Source organism: Janthinobacterium sp. CG_23.3, from assembly GCF_046115965.1.
GTDB lineage: Bacteria > Pseudomonadota > Gammaproteobacteria > Burkholderiales > Burkholderiaceae_D > Janthinobacterium.
On the sequence record NZ_JBJXIB010000116.1, the window covers coordinates 1 to 19,126 of the forward strand.

Annotated in this window: 15 protein-coding genes; 13 read left to right on the forward strand and 2 right to left on the reverse strand. The window is 65.2% G+C overall.

All coding sequences use genetic code 11. The features are described from left to right. Window positions 1-172 precede the first annotated feature (172 nt). The 3 genes from ACFDR9_RS21810 (at window position 173) to ACFDR9_RS21820 (ending at window position 4,972) form a co-directional block, all read left to right on the forward strand. Window positions 173-1,243: an aminopeptidase gene (locus ACFDR9_RS21810; RefSeq protein WP_051068427.1), complete on the forward strand. Its 1,071-nt coding sequence runs from the start codon at window positions 173-175 to the stop codon at window positions 1,241-1,243. A 237-nt stretch (window positions 1,244-1,480) separates the two neighbouring features. After that, window positions 1,481-3,163: a long-chain fatty acid--CoA ligase gene (locus ACFDR9_RS21815; RefSeq protein WP_017879638.1), complete on the forward strand. Its 1,683-nt coding sequence runs from the start codon at window positions 1,481-1,483 to the stop codon at window positions 3,161-3,163. A gap of 129 nt (window positions 3,164-3,292) precedes the next feature. Further along, window positions 3,293-4,972 carry a long-chain-fatty-acid--CoA ligase gene (locus tag ACFDR9_RS21820; protein WP_017879637.1) on the forward strand — a complete coding sequence of 560 codons (1,680 nt, stop codon included), beginning with the start codon at window positions 3,293-3,295 and terminating at the stop codon, window positions 4,970-4,972. Window positions 4,973-5,008: 36 nt separating this feature from the next. On the opposite strand, the gene ACFDR9_RS21825 is transcribed toward ACFDR9_RS21820, so the two are convergent. Further along, complete coding sequence (locus ACFDR9_RS21825; protein WP_409032319.1) at window positions 5,009-6,601, reverse strand: alkaline phosphatase D family protein; 1,593 nt, start codon at window positions 6,599-6,601, stop codon at window positions 5,009-5,011. Window positions 6,602-6,608: 7 nt separating this feature from the next. Beyond that, a complete protein-coding gene (locus ACFDR9_RS21830; RefSeq protein ID WP_026133581.1) occupies window positions 6,609-7,046 on the reverse strand; it encodes an acyl-CoA thioesterase in 438 nt (145 codons plus the stop codon). 61 nt (window positions 7,047-7,107) lie between these two features. Here ACFDR9_RS21830 and ACFDR9_RS21835 point away from each other — a divergent pair, with 61 nt between their 5' ends. From ACFDR9_RS21835 to ACFDR9_RS21880, 10 genes are all read left to right on the forward strand, one after another. Further along, window positions 7,108-8,949 carry an ABCB family ABC transporter ATP-binding protein/permease gene (locus ACFDR9_RS21835; RefSeq protein ID WP_409032320.1) on the forward strand — a complete coding sequence of 614 codons (1,842 nt, stop codon included), beginning with the start codon at window positions 7,108-7,110 and terminating at the stop codon, window positions 8,947-8,949. 212 nt (window positions 8,950-9,161) lie between these two features. Then, complete coding sequence (locus tag ACFDR9_RS21840) at window positions 9,162-10,115, forward strand: amino acid ABC transporter substrate-binding protein (RefSeq protein ID WP_017879633.1); 954 nt, start codon at window positions 9,162-9,164, stop codon at window positions 10,113-10,115. A 167-nt stretch (window positions 10,116-10,282) separates the two neighbouring features. Further along, window positions 10,283-11,029 carry an amino acid ABC transporter permease gene (locus tag ACFDR9_RS21845; protein ID WP_409032321.1) on the forward strand — a complete coding sequence of 249 codons (747 nt, stop codon included), beginning with the start codon at window positions 10,283-10,285 and terminating at the stop codon, window positions 11,027-11,029. Window position 11,030: 1 nt separating this feature from the next. Beyond that, entirely contained in the window at window positions 11,031-11,720 is a 690-nt protein-coding gene (locus ACFDR9_RS21850) for an amino acid ABC transporter permease (RefSeq protein ID WP_409032322.1), read from the forward strand. A gap of 39 nt (window positions 11,721-11,759) precedes the next feature. Continuing rightward, a complete protein-coding gene (locus tag ACFDR9_RS21855) occupies window positions 11,760-12,485 on the forward strand; it encodes an amino acid ABC transporter ATP-binding protein (RefSeq protein WP_409032323.1) in 726 nt (241 codons plus the stop codon). Between the two features lie 214 nt (window positions 12,486-12,699). After that, the gene (gene pyrC / locus ACFDR9_RS21860; RefSeq protein ID WP_409032324.1) at window positions 12,700-13,749 is read left to right on the forward strand and encodes a dihydroorotase; all 1,050 of its coding nucleotides are present in this window, start codon (window positions 12,700-12,702) and stop codon (window positions 13,747-13,749) included. Window positions 13,750-13,756: 7 nt separating this feature from the next. Further along, entirely contained in the window at window positions 13,757-14,557 is an 801-nt protein-coding gene (locus tag ACFDR9_RS21865; protein WP_409032325.1) for a DUF3025 domain-containing protein, read from the forward strand. Between the two features lie 33 nt (window positions 14,558-14,590). Further along, a complete protein-coding gene (locus ACFDR9_RS21870; RefSeq protein ID WP_409032326.1) occupies window positions 14,591-15,589 on the forward strand; it encodes a Gfo/Idh/MocA family protein in 999 nt (332 codons plus the stop codon). A gap of 70 nt (window positions 15,590-15,659) precedes the next feature. Beyond that, window positions 15,660-16,877 (forward strand): MFS transporter, encoded by a 1,218-nt coding sequence (locus ACFDR9_RS21875; protein WP_409032327.1) that lies wholly within the window; start codon window positions 15,660-15,662, stop codon window positions 16,875-16,877. A 414-nt stretch (window positions 16,878-17,291) separates the two neighbouring features. Then, window positions 17,292-18,980 (forward strand): methyl-accepting chemotaxis protein, encoded by a 1,689-nt coding sequence (locus tag ACFDR9_RS21880; RefSeq protein ID WP_409032328.1) that lies wholly within the window; start codon window positions 17,292-17,294, stop codon window positions 18,978-18,980. Window positions 18,981-19,126: the final 146 nt, after the last annotated feature.

Consider the following 19,126-nt stretch of genomic DNA (forward strand, 5'->3'; position numbering starts at 1 on the left):
CCGCCCTTGACCCCGCCGATACCGAAACAAGGGATAGGATAAATTTGCGAAAAACCAGTTGACTTGGAATTCATCATAGAAGGTCGGGTTAGCCCGCCGGGGCGCAACCCGACAACGTTGGCCCGGAGCAGCGCCACGCTACCCGGTATCCTCAGCAAGGACGAGCAAGGCAATGAGCCGCATCCCATCCCGATTCTCTTGGCCGGCGCGCCTGTTGGTGGCGGGCGCGCTGGCGGCCGCGGTGGGCGGCTGCGCCCAGCTTAGCTACTACGCCCAGGCGGCGCAGGGACAATACTCGCTGTGGTCCGGCGCCCGCTCGATCGACGACTGGTTGGGCGATCCGGGCACCGACGCCAAGCTGCGCGCGCGGCTGGCGAAGGCGCGCGAGATCCGCGCCTTCGCCGTCAGCGAACTGGGCTTGCCCGACAACGGCAGCTATAAAAACTACGCCGCCCTGAAGCGCCCCTACGTGCTGTGGAACGTGGTGGCCACGCCGGAGCTGTCGCTGAGCCCGCTGCAATGGTGCTTCCCCATCGCCGGCTGCGTCCAGTACCGCGGCTATTACGGCAAGGAGGCGGCGCAGGATTACGCCGCCGAATTGCGCGCCGAACACTACGACGTGCAACTGGGCGGGGTGCCGGCCTATTCCACGCTGGGCTGGTTCGACGACCCCTTGCTGTCGACCTTCATCAACTACAACGACGCCGAACTGGCGCGCCTGATTTTCCACGAACTGGCGCACCAGCAGTTGTACGTGCCCGGCGATTCGCGCTTCAACGAATCGTTCGCCAGCGCGGTGGAGGAGGCCGGCGTGAAGCTCTGGCTGGAGCGTTTCGGCAACGCCGCCGCGCACCAGGCCTACCTGCAACACCAGGGGCGGCGCCAGGATTTCCTGGCCCTGTTGCTGCGCCACCGCGAGGCGCTCAAGGCGCTGTACGCCGGCGCGTCGACGGCGGCGCACAAGCGCGCCGAAAAGGCCCGCATCTTCGCCGCGCTGAAAGACGAATACCAGGTGTTGAAGACCAATTGGGGCGGCTACGCCGGTTATGACCGCTGGTTTGCCGAACCGTTGAGCAACGCCCACCTCGCCTCCGTGGCCACCTACAACGATTTTTTGCCGGCCTTCCAAAAACTGCTCCAAGAAAAAAAGACCTTTCGTGCTTTTTATGCTGCAGTGCACACGTTGGCCGAACGGGACAAGGACCAGCGCCACCGCGCTCTGCTGGAACTGAGCCGCCCGTAAAGGCAAATATTCTTCGGCAAGGCAGGAAAACGGCGATTGTCGGGAAGTGCGGCTATGCTGCATCGCAGCATAAAATACCGCTAGAGGGCTTACTCAAATAGCCGGAAAAGCGCTTGCGTTGCGCCGCGTCGATCGATAGCATCACATGCAGTAGCCGGCTAGCCTATGCGCAAAGCCGGCTATTCCGGCATGGTGCGCCGGCTCCCAATAAGCATAATCAGAGACGAGAGGCACAGCATGGACAAGATTTGGCTGAAGTCGTACCCGCCGGGCGTACCAACCGAAATCGATGCTGGCCAGTACCGTTCGCTGGTGCATTTGCAGGAGGAAGCCTTCCGCAAATACGCCGACCGCAACGCCTACGTCTGCATGGACAAGTTCCTGACCTACGCCGAAGTCGACGCCTACTCGAAAAAACTGGGCGCCTGGCTGCAAAGCCGCGGCTTGAAAAAGGGCGCGCGCGTGGCGCTGATGATGCCCAACGTGCTGCAATATCCGATCGCCCTGGCCGCCGTGCTGCGCGCCGGCTACGTCGTCGTCAACGTCAATCCGCTGTATACGCCGCGCGAGCTGGAGCACCAGTTGAACGACTCCGGCAGCGAGGCCATCATCATCCTGGAAAACTTCGCCACCACGCTCGAACAAGTGCTCGGCAAGACCTCGGTGAAGCACATCGTCGTCGCCAGCATGGGCGAGATGCTCGGCGGTGCCAAGGGCATGCTGGTCAATTTCGTGGTGCGCAACGTCAAGAAACTGGTGCCGGCGTTCTCGCTGCCGAACGCGGTGCGCTTCAAGCAGGCGCTGGCGCAGGGCGGCGGCATGAAGCTGACCCCGGTCGAGCTGACCCACACCGACATCGCCTTCCTGCAATACACCGGCGGCACCACCGGCGTGTCGAAGGGCGCGGCGCTGTCGCACCGCAACATCATCGCCAACATCCTGCAAAGCGAGGCCTGGTCGCAACCGGGGCTGAACAAGGCGCCGCGGGTGGAGACGCTGACCATCGTCTGCGCGTTGCCGCTGTACCATATTTTTGCGCTGACCGCCTGCGCGCTGTGGGGCACGCGCATGGGCGCGCTGTGCCTGCTGATCCCGAATCCGCGCGACATCGGCGGCTTCATCAAGGAACTCAGCAAGCATCCCTTCCACATCCTGCCGGCCGTCAACACGCTGTACAACGCGATGCTGAACCACCCGGACTTCGCCAAGCTCGACTTCTCCGGCCTGAAAATCGCCAACGGCGGCGGCATGGCGGTGCAGCAGGCCGTCAACGACAAGTGGAAAAAAGTCACCGGCATCGCCATCGTCGAAGGCTATGGCCTGTCCGAGACCTCGCCGGTGGCCACCTGCAATCCGAGCGACAGCGCGGTGTTTACCGGCACCATCGGCCTGCCGGTGCCGTCGACCGACATCGCCATCCTCGACGACGCCGGCCAGCCGGTGGCGCTGGGCCAGCCCGGCGAAATCGCCATCCGCGGCCCGCAGGTGATGAGCGGCTATTGGAACCGGCCCGACGAGACCGCCAAAGTGATGACGCCGGACGGCTTTTTCAAATCGGGCGACATCGGCGTCATGGACGAGCGCGGCTACGTCAAGGTGGTCGACCGCAAGAAGGACATGATCCTGGTGTCCGGTTTCAACGTCTACCCGAACGAACTCGAGGGCGTGATCGCGCTGCATCCGGGCGTGCTTGAATGCGCCTGCGTCGGCGTGCCCGACGAGCATTCCGGCGAGGCCGTCAAAGTGTTCGTGGTGCGCAAGGACCCGGCGCTGACGGCCGAGGCGCTGATGGCGTATTGCAAGGAACAGTTCACCGGCTACAAACGGCCGAAGTTCATCGAATTCCGCGACGAGCTGCCCAAGACCAACGTAGGAAAGATTTTGCGGCGCGTGCTGCGCGACGAAAAGAAGGTGGCGTAAGGGGGCGTCCCGCCGCCCTGGCGCGCCCGGCGCACGGCCCGACCGCTTGGCGGCCGGGCCGTTTTATTCACGAAGAGAGAACCGGGCGGCGCGCGCGATGCGCGCGCCCCCATACCAACGAGGCAATAGATGGACAAGATTTGGCTGAAGTCATACCCCGAAGGCGTCGCGGCGGAAATCGACTGCACACAGTACCGGTCGCTGGCGCACCTGCTGGAGGAGGCTTTCCGCAAATATGCCGAGCGCAACGCGTATGTGTGCATGGACAAGTTCCTCACCTATGGCGAACTCGACAAGTTGTCGCAGCAAATGGCCGCCTGGTTGCAGGGCAAGGGCTTGAAGCAGGGCGCGCGCGTGGCCATCATGCTGCCCAACGTATTGCAATATCCGGTGGCGATGGCGGCCATCCTGCGCGCCGGCTACACCGTCGTCAACGTCAATCCGCTGTACACGCCGCGCGAACTGCAACACCAGCTGAGCGACTCGGGCGCCGAGGCCATCGTCGTGCTGGAAAACTTCGCCACGACGCTCGGGCAGGTTCTCGCCAAGACCCAGGTCAAGCATGTGATCGTGGCGGCGATGGGCGACTTGATGGGCCTGAAGGGCGCGATGGTCAACTTCGTCGTGCGCAACGTCAAGAAAATGGTGCCGGCGTATGCGCTGCCCGGCTCCATCCAGTTCAAGAAAATGCTGGCCGAGGGCGCGCGCCAGACGCTGCAGCCGGTCAAGCTGGGCCATGCCGACATCGCCTTCCTGCAATACACGGGCGGCACCACCGGCGTCTCGAAGGGCGCCGTGCTATTGCACAGCAACGTCATCGCCAACGTGCTGCAAAACGAAGCCTGGTTGAAACCGGTGATGCCGGACGCCGCCACCGCGCCCCAGCTCGACTTCATCTGCGCGCTGCCGCTGTACCACATCTATTCGCTGACGGTCAGCGCGCTGATGGGCATGCGCTTGGGCGGCATGAACGTGCTGATCCCGAACCCGCGCGACATTCCCGGCTTCGTCAAGGAAATGGCGAAATACAAGATCGCCGTGTTCCCGGCCGTCAACACGCTGTACAACGCGCTGCTCAACAACGCCGACTTCGCCAAGCTGGACTTCTCCAGCTACAAGGTATGCAACGGCGGCGGCATGGCGGTGCAGCAGGCGGTGGCCGACCGCTGGCTGAAGCTGACCGGCTGCCCGATCATCGAAGGCTACGGCATGTCGGAAACCTCGCCGGTGGTGTCGGCCAACCGCTGCGACATCCAGGAATTTAGCGGCACCATCGGCCTGCCGCTGCCGTCGACCGAAATCGGCATCCTCGACGACGATGGCGAGCCGGTGCCGTTCGGCGAGGCCGGCGAAATCGCCATCCGCGGCCCGCAGGTGATGGCCGGTTACTGGCGGCGCGACGACGAAACCGCGAAATCGATGACGCCGGACGGCTTCTTCAAGACCGGCGACGTCGGCAAGATGGACGAGCGCGGCTACATCCGCATCGTCGACCGCAAGAAGGACATGATCATCGTCTCCGGCTTCAACGTCTACCCGAACGAGGTCGAAGGCGTCGTCGCCGGCCATCCGGGCGTGCTCGAATGCGCCTGCATCGGCGTGCCCGACGCCAACGCCGGCGAGGCCGTCAAACTGTTCGTGGTGCGCAAGGACCCGAACCTGACCGTCGAGCAGTTGCAGCAATTCTGCAAGCGCGAGCTGACCGCGTACAAGAAACCGAAATACATCGAATTCCGCGACGAGCTGCCGAAGACCAACGTCGGCAAAATCCTGCGGCGCCAGCTGCGCGACGAAAAGCAAGCCGCCTAGGCGGCCTCGGCCACTTCCCGGCGCCCGCGGCAAGCCTCAGGATTGCCGCGGGCCGGGCTGGCCGTCGCGCACGCTGAAGCTGGCCACGGTCGCCAGCGCCGAGTTGGCGTCGTGGACGTCGGCCAGGCCCTGGAACAGCGTCGTGGTGCGCGCCGGCGTCACCTCCAGCAGCATGAAGCCGCGCTTGTCGCTGCGCCCGTATTGGATGTGCGGGTTCATCGCCACGTACTGCTCGGTGCGCGCCTGCGGGCGCGACGGCGAGGTGATCGAGGTGCCGCAAAACTCCGTCGCCAGCACCGGGTTGCGCGCCGAGGGCGGGCGCAGCGGGTCGCGCCGCAACTCGGCCGCGTAAAAGGTGTGGACGTCGCCCGACAGCACCAGCGGATTCGCCGCCCGGCTGCTTTGCAGGGCGTCGAACAGGCGCTGGCGCGCCATCGGGTAGCCGTCCCAGCCGTCCGTCCAGAAGCGGCCGTCGCCGTCGCGCGCCACCGGCACCTGGCTAGCCTGCGCCATCAAGGTTTGCTGCGCCAGGATGTTCCAGCGCGCCGGCGACGTCCGCAGTCCCTCTTCCAACCACGCCTGTTGTGCGGCGCCGAGCATGCCGCGGCCGGTCTCGCGCAGCGCGGCGCAGTCGCGCGGGCCGACCGAATTCGAGCCGCCCATGCCGGCTTTCGGGCAGGCGTGGTGGGAGCGGTACTGGCGGTCGTCGAGCACGTGCAGGCGCGCCAGCCGGCCCCAGTCGTAGCGCTGGTAGATGCGCATGTGGGCGAAGCCGCGCCGGTCCGGCAGCGACAGCCGCACCGGCATGTGTTCGTAGAACGCCTGGTAGGCCGCGGCGCGGCGCTGCGGGAAGTCGGCGCTGAGGCGCTCGTCGCGGTCGTTGCCGTAGTCGTTGGCGACCTCGTGGTCGTCCCAGGTGACGATCCAGGGCGCGGCCAGGTGCGCCGCCTGCAAGTGCGGGTCGCTTTTGTATTGGGCGTAGCGGGCGCGGTATTCGGCCAGGCTGAAGCTCTCCGCCGTGCGCACCGCCGACGCCGGATGGCGCAACTGGTACGGTCCCCATTCGTAGATGTAGTCGCCGAGGAAGGCCACCAGGTCCGGCGCGGCCGCCGCGATGTGGCGGTGCGCCGCGTAGGCGCCGAACTCCCAGTGCTGGCACGAGGCCACCGCCAGCTTCAGCGCGCCCGGCAGGCTGTCGGGCGCCGGCGCGGTGCGGGTGCGCCCGACCGGGCTGACGGCGTCGCCCAGCATGAAGCGATACCAGTACCAGCGCCCCGGCTCCAGCCCGCCGACGTCGACGTGGACGCTGTGCGCCAGCGCCGGCGTGGCGCTGGCCACGCCCTTGGCGGCGAGGCGGCTGAAGGCCTGGTCGTGCGCCACCTCCCAGCGCACCGGCATGGCCAGCGGCGGCATGGCGGCGCCGTCCAGCGGGTGGTACAGGATGCGCGTCCACAGCACCACCGCGTGCGGCAGCGGCGAGCCGGAGGCGACGCCAAGGCTGAACGGATAGGCCGCCGGCCCGGCGCCCGCGGCGGCGCGCGCCGGGCCGCCGCCCAGCGCGGCCAGGCCGGTGCCCAGCGCGGCCAGGCCGCCGGCGCCGAGCAGGAAAACGCGGCGCCGCGGCTCCATCCGCGGCTTAGGAGATCAGCGTTTCAATCGGCGGCACCTTGCGCGGCTTGCGGTCGGAATCGGTGGCGACGTAGGTCAGCGTGGCCTCGGTGACCTTGACGACGCAGGCTTGCAGGCGGTTGCGCTCGGCGTAAACTTCCACGTTGACGGTGATGGAGGTGTTGCCCACTTTGACGATATCGGCGTAGAAGGACAGTAAATCGCCGACGAAGACCGGGTTTTTGAAAACGAAGGAATTGACCGAGATGGTCGCCACGCGGCCGTTGGCGCGCCGGGTGGCCGGCAGCGAGCCGGCGATGTCGACCTGGGCCATGATCCAGCCGCCGAACACGTCGCCGTAGACGTTGGCGTCGGACGGCGCCGGCATCATGCGCAGTTCAGGCATTTTCCCCGCCGGCAGACCGGAAGTGAGGCAGTTGTCGTACGGGGTTTGGGGGGTGGTCATCGTGAAATCTCATGAAAGGCTACAATTGCCCAGATTGAACCATAAAAAGCCGAGCTTCGCTATGCGCCGTTATCCCGATACCCCTCCCGCCCCTGCCAGCGGCGCCGGCAAGCCCGCCGCCCGCAGTGATTTCGCCACCCTGACAACCCTGCTGCCCTACCTGTGGGTATACAAATGGCGCGTGCTGCTGGCGCTGCTGTGCCTGGTCGGCGCGAAGCTGGCCAACGTCGGCGTGCCGCTGGTGCTCAAGCAGCTGGTCGACGCGATGAGCATCACGCCGGCCCATCCGCAGGCGATGCTGGTGCTGCCGCTGGGCATCCTGGTGGCCTACGGCGCGCTGCGCCTGTCGACCACGGTGTTTACCGAGCTGCGCGAATTCCTGTTCGCCCGCGTCACCCAGCGCGCCGTGCGTACCATCGCGCTGAAGGTGTTCCGCCACCTGCACGCGCTGAGCCTGCGCTTCCACCTGAACCGCCAGACCGGCGGCATGACCCGCGACATCGAGCGCGGCACCCGCGGGGTCGGCTCGCTGATCTCCTACACGCTGTTCAACATCCTGCCGACGCTGGTCGAGATCAGCCTGGTGCTGGGCTACCTGGCGACGCACTACGACATCTGGTTTACCGTCATCACCGGCGTCGCGCTGGCGCTCTACATCGTCTTCACCGTCACCGTCACCGACTGGCGCACGCATTTCCGCCGCACCATGAACGACCTCGACTCGAAGGCCAACACCAAGGCCATCGACTCGCTGATCAACTACGAGACGGTGAAGTATTTCGGCAACGAGGACTACGAGGCGCAGCGCTACGACGAGGGCTTGAAGCGCTACGAGACGGCGGCCGTGAAGTCGCAAACCTCGCTGTCGGTGCTCAACACCGGCCAGTCGCTGATCATCGCCACGGCCGTCACGCTGATCCTGTGGCGCGCCACCGCCGGCGTCATCGACGCCAGCATGACGCTGGGCGACCTGGTGCTGGTGAACGCCTTCATGATCCAGCTCTACATTCCGCTGAACTTCCTCGGCGTGATCTACCGCGAAATCAAGCAGAGCCTGGCCGACATGGAGCGCCTGTTCTCGCTGCTGGACCAGAACCGCGAAATCGCCGACGCGCCGCAGGCCCGCGCGCTGGCCGCCGGCGGCGCCGAGGTGCGCTTTGCGCACGTCGACTTCAGCTACGAGGCCAACCGCAAGATCCTGTTCGACATCGACTTCACCATCGCCGCCGGCACCACCACCGCCGTGGTCGGCCACAGCGGCTCGGGCAAGTCGACGCTGGCGCGGCTGCTGTTCCGCTTCTACGAGGTCAACAGCGGCGCCATCACCATCGACGGCCAGGACTTGCGCGCGCTGACGCAGGCGTCGCTGCGCGGCGCCATCGGCATCGTGCCGCAGGACACGGTGCTGTTCAACGACACCATTGAATACAACATCGGCTACGGCAAGCCGGGCGCCAGCAAGGACGACATCGTCGCCGCCGCCAAGGCGGCCTCGATCCACGACTTCATCGAAAGCCTGCCGGACGGCTACGCCTCGATGGTCGGCGAGCGCGGCCTGAAACTGTCGGGCGGTGAAAAGCAGCGCGTGGCGATCGCCCGCACCTTGCTGAAAAACCCGGCCATCCTGATTTTCGACGAAGCCACCTCGGCGCTCGACTCCAAGGCCGAGCAAGCCATCCAGGCGCAGTTGCAGGACATAGCCAGGAACCGCACCACGCTGGTGATCGCGCACCGCCTCTCGACGGTGGCCGACGCCGAGCAGATCCTGGTGCTCGAACACGGCCGCATCGTCGAGCGCGGCAGCCACCCGGCGCTGCTGGCCGCCAACGGCCTGTACGCCCAGATGTGGCAGCGCCAGCAGGCCCGCCAGGACGAGGAAGTCAGCGGGGCCGAGGCGGCGTGAGTTTGGCGCCGCGCCCGGCTGTCAAAAAAGCCACACTGTGGCCGGCGCCCGGTGTGGCAATTCGAATCAATTTTGCCTCCTGATGCAAATACAGGCATTCATCCGCCAAAAATGAAATAAAATCCGTTTGGAATTGGTGTCGCCGTATCACCAGAACACAACGAGAAAACAATGCCGGGAAATTGCGCCGGTTTATCCGCCCAGGAGAGAATATGAAATTAGTCAAAATGATGGCCGCGCTGCTCAGCGTCGGTGTAATCGCCAGCATGTCCCAGGCCCAGGCTCAAGAGACCGGCACGCTCGCGAAAATCAAAAAAACCGGCACCATCACGCTGGGCGTGCGCGACGGCTCGATTCCGTTTTCCTACCTCGACGACAAGCAGCAGTACCAGGGCTACTCGGTCGACCTGTGCATGAAGGCGGTCAAGGCGGTGCAAAAGCACCTGGGCCTGACCGAATTGAAAGTGGTGATGAACCCGGTCACCTCGGCCAACCGCATTCCGCTGATGGCGAACGGCACCATCGACCTCGAATGCGGCTCGACCACCAACAACATCGAGCGCCAGCAGCAAGTGGGTTTCGCGCCGACCATGTTCGTCATCGCCAACCGCCTGCTGGTGAAGAAATCGTCGAACATCAAAACGCTGGCCGACATGAAGGGCAAAACCCTGGTCGCCACCGCCGGCACCACGACGCTCAAGCAAATGACCATCCTGAACAAGGAAAAAGACCTGGGCATGACCATTCTGGTCGGCAAAGACCATCCCGAGTCGTTCCTGATGGTGGAAACCGGCCGCGCCGCCGCCGAGGCGAACGACGACATCTTGCTGGCGTCGCAACGCGCCAACGCCAAGACCCCGGCCGACTACGAGATCACCACCGAAGCGCTGTCGGTCGAGCCGTACGGCATCATGATGCGCAAGGACGACCCGGCCTTCAAGAAGGTTGTCGACGAGGCGCTGACCCGCGTCTACCAGTCGGACGATATCAAGCGCATCTACCACAAGTGGTTCCTGTCGCCGATCCCGCCGAAGGGTATCAACCTGAGCTTCCCGATGCCGCCGCAACTTGAAGTGGTGTTTGCCAAGCCGAGCGATTCGGGCGACCCAGCCGCCTACGCCGCCGTGCCGGAAGCGCAAAAAGTGGCCAGCAAAAAGAAGAAATAATCAGACAGTCGATACACTAAAAACGTAGTAAAACGGGAGGCGTCAGCCTCCCGTTTCGTTTCCGGCCCATTCTGGCGTTGGAAATGAAAGATACCTATAAAAAACAGATACCATACAGTTAGTTGCATTTTCGCGGCGGCGCGCTGTCATGAATCGGAAGGATATACATGAACTACCACTGGAATTGGCGCATTTTCTGGGAAATCGCCCCCGACGGCGTCGGCACGTACATGGACACGCTGTGGTCCGGGCTGATGTGGACGCTGGCCACCGCCGGCTGCGCCTGGATCATCGCGCTGGCGTTGGGCCTGGTGATCGGCACCGTGCGCACGCTGCCCAACAAGTGGGTGGTGGCCGCGGCCAACGCCTACGTCGAGCTGTTCCGCAACATTCCGCTGCTGGTGCAAATGTTCCTGTGGTATTTCGTCATGCCCGAGCTGCTGCCGCAGGCGGCCGGCGATTGGCTCAAATCGCTGCCCAACTCGGCCTTCATCACCGCCGTGCTGTGCCTGGGCACGTTTACCTCGTCGCGCGTGGCGATCCAGGTGACAACCGGTATCCAGGCGCTGCCGCGCGGCCAGAAAATGGCCGGCACCGCGATCGGCCTGACGCTGCCGCAGACCTACCGCTACATCCTGCTGCCGATGGCCGGGCGGGTGATCCTGCCGCCGCTGACCAGCGAATTCTTGAACATCATCAAGAACAGCTCGGTGGCGCTGACCATCGGCCTGATGGAACTGACCGCCTCGGCGCGGGCGATCCAGGAATTCTCGTTCCAGGTGTTCGAGGCGTTTTCGGCCGCCACCATCATTTACGTGGTGGTCAATTTGCTCGTCGTGGTGCTGATGCACCTGATCGAGAAGAAAGTCGCGATTCCGGGCTTTATCGTCGCCGGTTCCTCGGGAGGACATTGACATGGGTGATTTCGATTTCGACGTCATTTCGCGTTCCTGGGTCTACCTGTTCCAGACCGGCATGGCCTTCACGCTGCAACTGACCGCGCTGGCGATGGTCGGCGGCATTTTGCTGGGCACATTGCTGGCCATGATGCGCCTGTCGAGCAACCGCGCGCTGTCGCTGGTGGCGAGCAGCTACGTCAACCTGATCCGCTCGATTCCGCTGGTGCTGGTGATCTTCTGGTTTTATTTCCTGGTGCCGTATATCGCCGCCTGGGTCATCGGGGCGGACGAGCCGGTTAAAGTGGGCGGTTTCACGTCGGCGCTGATCACCTTCATCATGTTCGAGGCGGCCTATTACTGCGAGATCATGCGCAGCGGCATCCAGTCGATTCCGCGCGGCCAGGTCTGGGCCGGGCAGGCGCTGGGCATGAACTACTGGCAGAGCATGAGCAACATCGTGCTGCCGCAGGCGTTCCGCAACATGATCCCAGTGCTGCTGACGCAAACCATCGTGCTGTTCCAGGACGTGTCGCTGGTGTACGTGCTGTCGATCCCCGACTTCGTCGGCGCCGCCTCCAAGGTGGCGCAGCGCGACGGCCGCCTGGTCGAGATGTACGTTTTCGTGGCCGTGGTGTATTTCGTGCTGTGCTTCTCGCTGTCGCTGCTGGTCAAGCGCCTGCACCAGCGCGTCGCCATCATCCGCTAAGCCCGCGGCACCCTGCATACCAAATTACGGAGAAGAACAATGATTGAACTGAAAAATGTAAGCAAGTGGTATGGCCAGTTTCAAGTGCTGACCGATTGCAGCACCAACGTCGCCAAGGGCGACGTGATGGTGATCTGCGGCCCGTCGGGTTCCGGCAAGTCGACGCTGATCAAGACCGTCAACGGCTTGGAGCCGATCCAGAAGGGCGAGATCCTGGTCGACAACATCTCGGTGGGCGATCCGAAAACCAATCTGTCGAAGCTGCGCGCGCGCATCGGCATGGTGTTCCAGAACTTCGAGCTGTTCCCGCACCTGTCGATCCGCGAAAACCTGACCATCGGCCAGATCAAGGTGCTGGGACGCAGCGCCGACGAGGCCAACGCCAAGGGCTTGACATACCTGGACCGGGTCGGCCTGCTTACCCAGCAGGACAAGTTCCCCGGCCAGCTGTCGGGCGGCCAGCAACAGCGCGTGGCGATCGCCCGCGCGTTGTCGATGGACCCGATCGCCATGCTGTTCGACGAGCCGACCTCGGCGCTGGACCCGGAAATGATCAACGAAGTGCTCGACGTCATGGTCGGCCTGGCGCAGGAAGGCATGACAATGATGGTCGTCACGCACGAAATGGGCTTCGCCAAGCGCGTCGCCAACCGCATCGTCTTTATGGACCAGGGCAAGATCATCGAAGACTGCAGCAAGGACGAATTCTTCGGCACCACGCGTTCCGACCGCGCGCGCGACTTCCTGGCCAAAATCATCCACTAAGGTGTCGTAGGTCGGATGCGGGGGCCGCCGAGGCGCACGCGTAATCCGACGCCGAGCCGCTGCCGACGCCAGTCGGGTTACGCCCAATGGGCTAACCCGACCTGCGAAAAGCGCGCTCACTGAACGCCAGTGGTGTTGTTGCATCCGTTGCATCCCAGCGCGCGGCGGCCCCGGCGCGCTGGTAAAATGGCGGATCCGTTCCACGAAAGCCGCCATGTCCATCATCGAAACTCCCCAAAGCCTGACCATCACCCGTCCAGACGACTGGCACCTGCATTTGCGCGACGGCGCCACCATGGCCAGCGTGCTGCCGCATAGCGCGCGCCAGTTCGGCCGCGCCATCGTGATGCCGAACCTGAAGCCGCCAGTGACCACCACCGCCGACGCCGCCGCCTACCGCGAGCGTATCCTGGCGGCGCTGCCGGAGGGCATGCAGTTCGAACCCCTGATGACGCTGTACCTGACCAACAACACCGCGCCCGACGAGATCCGCCGCGCCATGGACAGCGGCTTCGTGCACGCGGTCAAGCTGTACCCGGCCGGCGCCACCACCAATTCCGACGCCGGCGTGAGCGACCTGAAGCACTGCTACAAGGCGCTGGAAACGATGCAGGAAGTCGGCATGCCCTTCCTGGTGCACGGCGAGGTGACCGACCCCGAGATTGACATCTTTGACCGCGAGGCGGTCTTCATCGAACGCGTAATGCGCCCGCTGCGCAGCGACTTCCCGGCGCTGAACATCGTCTTCGAGCACATCACCACCAAGCACGCGGCGCAGTACGTGGCCGAGGCCGATGGCCCGATCGCCGCCACCATCACGGCGCACCACCTGCTGTACAACCGCAACGAGATCTTCAAGGGCGGTATTCGACCGCACCTGTACTGCCTGCCGATCCTGAAGCGCGAAGAGCACCGCCTGGCGCTGATGACGGCCGCCACCAGCGGCGACGAGCGCTTCTTCCTCGGCACCGACTCGGCGCCGCACGCGCAGGGCGCCAAAGAGGCGGCCTGCGGCTGCGCCGGCTGCTACACGGCGCTGCACGCGATGGAGCTGTACGCCGAGGCGTTCGAGCGCGCCGGCGCGCTCGACAAGCTGGAGGCCTTCGCCAGCTTCCATGGCCCGGCCTTCTACGGCCTGCCGCGCAACAGCGGCAGCGTCACGCTGCGGCGCGAGCAATGGACGCTGCCGGAGTCGCTGGCGCTGGCCGGCGACAAGGTGATCCCGCTCAACGGTGGCGAGCGCATCAACTGGAAATTGGTTTAAGCTGTCGATGTTGGAGGGCATAGATTGGACCCGTCCGTGGTACGCGTCCGTGCTGGACGTCGCCGGCGGGCTCGACCTGGCCGGCGACGGCGTGATCAAGGCGTTCAACGGGCGTGCCGCGGCGCTGGGCTTGCGTAACGCTAGCGGCATGCCGCTGTCGTTCGTGCCGCAAAGCGCGCTGCCGGAGGGCACGGCGTACGAGGAGTTCATCGGCGCCACCGGCGGCGTACCGACGCGCGACAACCTGCACGATTTTTTCAACGGCCTGGTGTGGCTCAGCTTCCCGCGCATCAAGCGCCAGCTGAACGCGCTGCAGGCGGGGCAGATCGCGCTGGCCGGGGTGGGCAAGTCGCGCGGCCCGGCGCGCGACGCCGCCACGATTTTCGACGAGAACGCGGCCTTGCTGGTGGTGCGCGACTCGGCTGGCGGCGCGGCCCTGGTGGAGGCCTTGCGCGGGCATGACTGGCGCGGCGCCTGGCTGGCGCGGCGCGCCGATTTCCTGGCCGACGCCGAGCTGTGGTTGTTCGGCCACGCGTTGATGGAAAAGCTGGTGGCGCCGTACAAGGCGATCACCGCGCACACCCGCGTGGTGTTCGCCGGCGACGACTTTTTCGCGCTGGGGCACGCGGCCAGGCGCGCCTGGATCGACCAGCGGGTGGCCGGCGAACTGGCCGGGCGCGGCTTGAGCAAAGCCGACTTCACGCCGCTGCCGGTGCTGGGCGTGCCGGGCTGGTGGCCCGGGCAGGACCAGGCATTTTACGACGACACGAGCGTGTTCCGCCCGAAGCGGAGCGCGGCGCCACACTAGGCTAGGCCGCGGCTGCGGCGGAGGGCGGAGAGCATGGATAAAGTCATACGCTGGGGCATTTTGGGAACCGGGCAGATCGCCCGCGCGCTGGCGTTCGCGCTGCAAGAGGTGGCCGGCGCCAAGCTGGTCGCGGTGGCCTCGCGCGGCAGCGCCGGGGCCGACAAGTTCGGCCGCGAATTCGGCGTCGGCCGTTGCCACGCCTCGTACCAGGCGCTGGCCGACGACCCGGACGTCGATGTCATCTACATCGCGACGCCGCACGCGATGCACGCCGAGAACACGCTGATGTGCCTGAACGGCGGCAAGCACGTGCTGTGCGAAAAAGCTTTCGCCATGAACCGGCGCGAGGCCGCCGAGATGGTCGACCTGGCGCGGCACAAGCAGCTGTTCCTGATGGAGGCGATGTGGTCGCGCTTCCTGCCGGCCATCGGCGAGGTGCGGCGCATCATCGACAGCGGCGAAATCGGCAAGGTGGCGCAGATCCAGTCGGACTTCGGCTTCACCGCGCCCGAGGTCGGGCCGCTGCACCGCCTGCTGAACCCCGCACTGGGCGGCGGCGCGCTGCTCGACATCGGCATCTATCCGCTGTCGCTGTCGGCCTTTTTCCTCGGGCCGGTGGCGGCGGTGCAGGCGGTCGCCGAGATGGGTCCGACCGGGGTCGACCTGCAAACCGCGTTTTCGCTGCTCCACCGGGACGGCGGCGTGTCGTCCTGCGTGTGCAGCATCCGCGCCCAGTCGCCGAGCGACATGACGATTGCCGGCCCGCTCGGCCACATTCGCATCCACAACCGCTTTTTCCAGGCCCAGACCCTGAGCGTGGAAACGCTCGACGGCAACGCGCGCACGGTGGAGTTTCCGCACATCGGCAGCGGCTACGCCTACGAGGTGGTGGAGGTGATGCGCTGCCTGCGCGCCGGCCTGATCGAAAGCCCGCTGATGCCGCACGCCGAGACGCTGGCGCTGATGGGCGTGCTCGACACCATCCGCGCGCAGATCGGCTTGGCGTACGGCGCCGACCAGGTGCGGCCATAGAAATTCTCAAGGCGCCGCTGCTGTTAACCCGTTACGCGGCGCTCACATATAACGATAACCCGAGGAATCCATGTCCACCAACACCGGCGCGCCATCGCTGAAAACAGTGCTTCTCGCCAGCGGCGTCATCCTGACCCTGGCGATGGGCGTGCGCCACGGCCTCGGCTTCTGGATGCAGCCGATCTCGCAGGCCAACGGCTGGACCCGCGAGACGTTCTCGCTGGCGATGGCGATGCAAAACTTGATGTGGGGCCTGTTCGGCCCCTTCGCCGGCATGGCGGCGGACCGCTTCGGCACCATGCGCGTGGTGATCGTCGGCGCGCTCAGCTACATGGTCGGGCTGGTGTGGATGGCGCTGGTCACCCAGCCGACCCTGTTCATCGTCGGCACCGGCGTGTTCGTCGGGCTGGGGCTGGCCTGCACCGCGTTCGGCGCCATCAGCGGCATCATCGGCCGCACCGCGCCGCCGGAGCAGCGCTCGTGGGCCTTCGGCATGTCGTCGGCGGCCGGCTCCTTCGGCCAGTTCATGATGATGCCGGTCGAGCAGTACCTGATCGACGCGCTGGGCTGGCAAAACGCCTTCTACCTGCTGGCCGCGCTGCTGGTGCTGGCCATGATCCCGATGGCGTTTTACCTGCGCGAACCGGCCGTGGCGCAGCATGCCGGCCCGCAGCAAAGCATCCGCGAGGCCGCCAGCGAGGCCTTCCGCAACCGTTCCTTCCTGTTCCTGATGGCCGGCTATTTCGTCTGCGGCTTCCAGGTCGTCTTCATCGCCGTGCATCTGCCGGCCTACTTGAAGGACCAGGGCCTGATCAACCCCAACATCGGCGTCACCGCGCTGGCGCTGATCGGCCTGTTCAACATCTTCGGCTCGTACTACGCCGGCAAGCTGGGCGGCCGGCTGCCCAAGCGCTACCTGCTGTCGTCGATCTACCTCGGCCGCGCCGTGGTGATCGGCCTGTTCCTGCTGGCGCCGCTGTCCTCGTGGTCGGTGTACGCGTTCGCGGCGGCGATGGGCCTGATCTGGCTGTCGACGGTGCCGCTGACGAACGGCATCCTGGCGGGCGTGTTCGGCGTCAAGCACCTGTCGATGCTGGCCGGGATGGTGTTTTTCTCGCACCAGGTCGGCAGTTTCCTGGGCGTTTGGCTGGGCGGTTTCCTGTATGCGCGCCAAGGTAATTACGACACCGTCTGGGCCATCACGATCGGCCTTGGCGTGCTGGCGGCGCTGGCCAACCTGCCCATCGACGAGCGCGGCGTGGTGCGCGCCGAATTGAAGGCCGCGTGAAAACCTGGCTGATCCGTGTGGCGGGGGCGGCGTTGCTGGCGCTGATCTTCGCCGCCTACCTGCGCCCGAGTTTCATGCTGGACTTGGCGAACCGCTTCTTCATGTGTTTGTAGCTTGATCTGCGCGCGTTTTTCTTGCCATAATGTTTCCTAATTAAAATATTTGGAGTATGATGTCGCGGTGTCTTTTTAAGAGATACCCATAGTTAAACCGCGTCCGGTTTCGCTCCGCGCCACCAGGCCGCGGGGTTTTTTGACCGGCAAGCTCGCGCCTGCGGTTAAGGCTATTTGTCGGCCCCGATCCCGCCGCCATCCCCCACAGCATCAGCTGTCACGGTTCGTCACGTGTTCGCCCGCCGCCGATGCGGCGAGGGCTACGCCCGGCCGTCCGCACACACATCTATCGAGGAATAAAATGGGTTTTAGCAACATGAAAATTGGCATGCGCCTGAACTTCGCCTTCGGCCTGGTGCTGGCGTTCCTCGTCGGCATCGTGGCGTTGGGCACCAGCGGCCTGGCCGATTTAAACGCGAGCACGGACAAGATCATCAAACTGGACTGGGTCAAGGCGACGCTGGCCGCCAACGCGCTCGACAATGTACGCGGCAGCATGACGCGGGTGTTTCAACTCACCGGCAGCGCAAACGAGGCCGAAGCCAAGGCCGGGCGCGAACGCCTGGCCGCCAACGAGCTGGCGTTCACCGAGTCGCTGGCTAAACTGGAGCCGCTGCTGTACCGGCCCGAGGGCAAAGCCCTGCTGAGCAAAGCCCGCGGCGAGGGCGAGCAGTACGTGGCCTCCTACAAGAAGGTGCTGGCGCTGCTGGCCGCCGGCGACCGCGAGGGCGCGAACGCGCTGGCGCACGGCGAGACCTACGACGCTTTACACAAATTCGCCGCGACGCTGCGCGACTTCAACGCCCTGCAGCGGCGTCTGGTGGACGAGTCGGGCGAGCATAGCGCCAGGCAGTTCGAGTTTTCGCGCACCCTGCTGATTGCGCTGGGCGGCATCGCCGTGCTGTTGGGCGGCGCGGCGGCGTGGTTGGTGTCGCGTTCGATCACGCGGCCGTTGGGCGAAGCCGTGCGCATCGCGCAGACGGTGGCGGCGGGCGATCTGACCAGCCGCATCGTGGTCGCGTCGAGCGACGAGACCGGCCAGTTGCTGCTGGCGCTGCGCGACATGAACGCCAGCCTGCAGAACATTGTCGGCCAAGTGCGCAACGGCACCGAGTCGATCGCCAACGGCTCGAGCGAAATCGCCAAAGGCAATCTGGACCTGTCGGCGCGCACCGAACAGCAGGCCAGCGCGCTGGAGCAGACCGCGTCGGCGGTGGAGGAGCTGACCTCCACCGTCAAGCAGAACGGCGACAACGCGCGCCAAGCCAACCAACTGGCCGGTTCGGCGTCAAACGTGGCGGTCAAGGGTGGCCAAGTGGTGTCGCAGGTGATCGAGACCATGGCCGCGATCAACGACTCGGCCAAGAAAATTGTCGACATCATCAGCGTCATCGACGGCATCGCGTTTCAAACCAATATCCTGGCGCTGAACGCGGCGGTCGAGGCGGCCCGGGCCGGCGAGCAGGGCCGCGGTTTCGCCGTGGTCGCGTCGGAAGTGCGCAACCTGGCGCAGCGTTCGGCCGCCGCCGCCCGCGAAGTGAAGGAACTGATCGGCGACTCGGTCGACAAGGTCGACACCGGCAGCAAGCTGGTGACGCAGGCCGGCAACACCATGGACGACATCGTCGCCAGCGTGCAGCGCGTCACCGACATCATGGGCGAGATCAGCTCGGCCAGCCACGAACAGGAAATCGGCATCGAACAAATCCACCAGGCGATCACCGAAATGGACGGCGTGACGCAGCAGAACGCGGCGCTGGTGGAGGAAGCGGCGGCGGCGGCCGGATCGCTGAACGACCAGGCGGCCGTCCTGGCGCAGGCCGTCAGCATCTTCAAGCTCGACGCGGCGCAGACGGCGCGGACGCCGGCGCCGCGCGCCAAGGCCGCCGTCGCAGCGCCGCTGCGGCCGGCGCCCAAGCGCCCGGCTCCGGCGCCGGCGAAAAAAGCGCCGACGCCGGCCCGCGGCGCCGACGAGTGGGAAGAGTTTTAAGTTTGACCGTCCGCAAGGAGTAGACGCGCAGTATCGGGTTACGCTGGGCTGACCCGACCTTCTATGATGAATTCCAAGTCAACTGGTTTTTCGCAAATTTATCCTATCCCTTGTTTCGGTATCGGCGGGGTCAAGGGCGGGCGAAG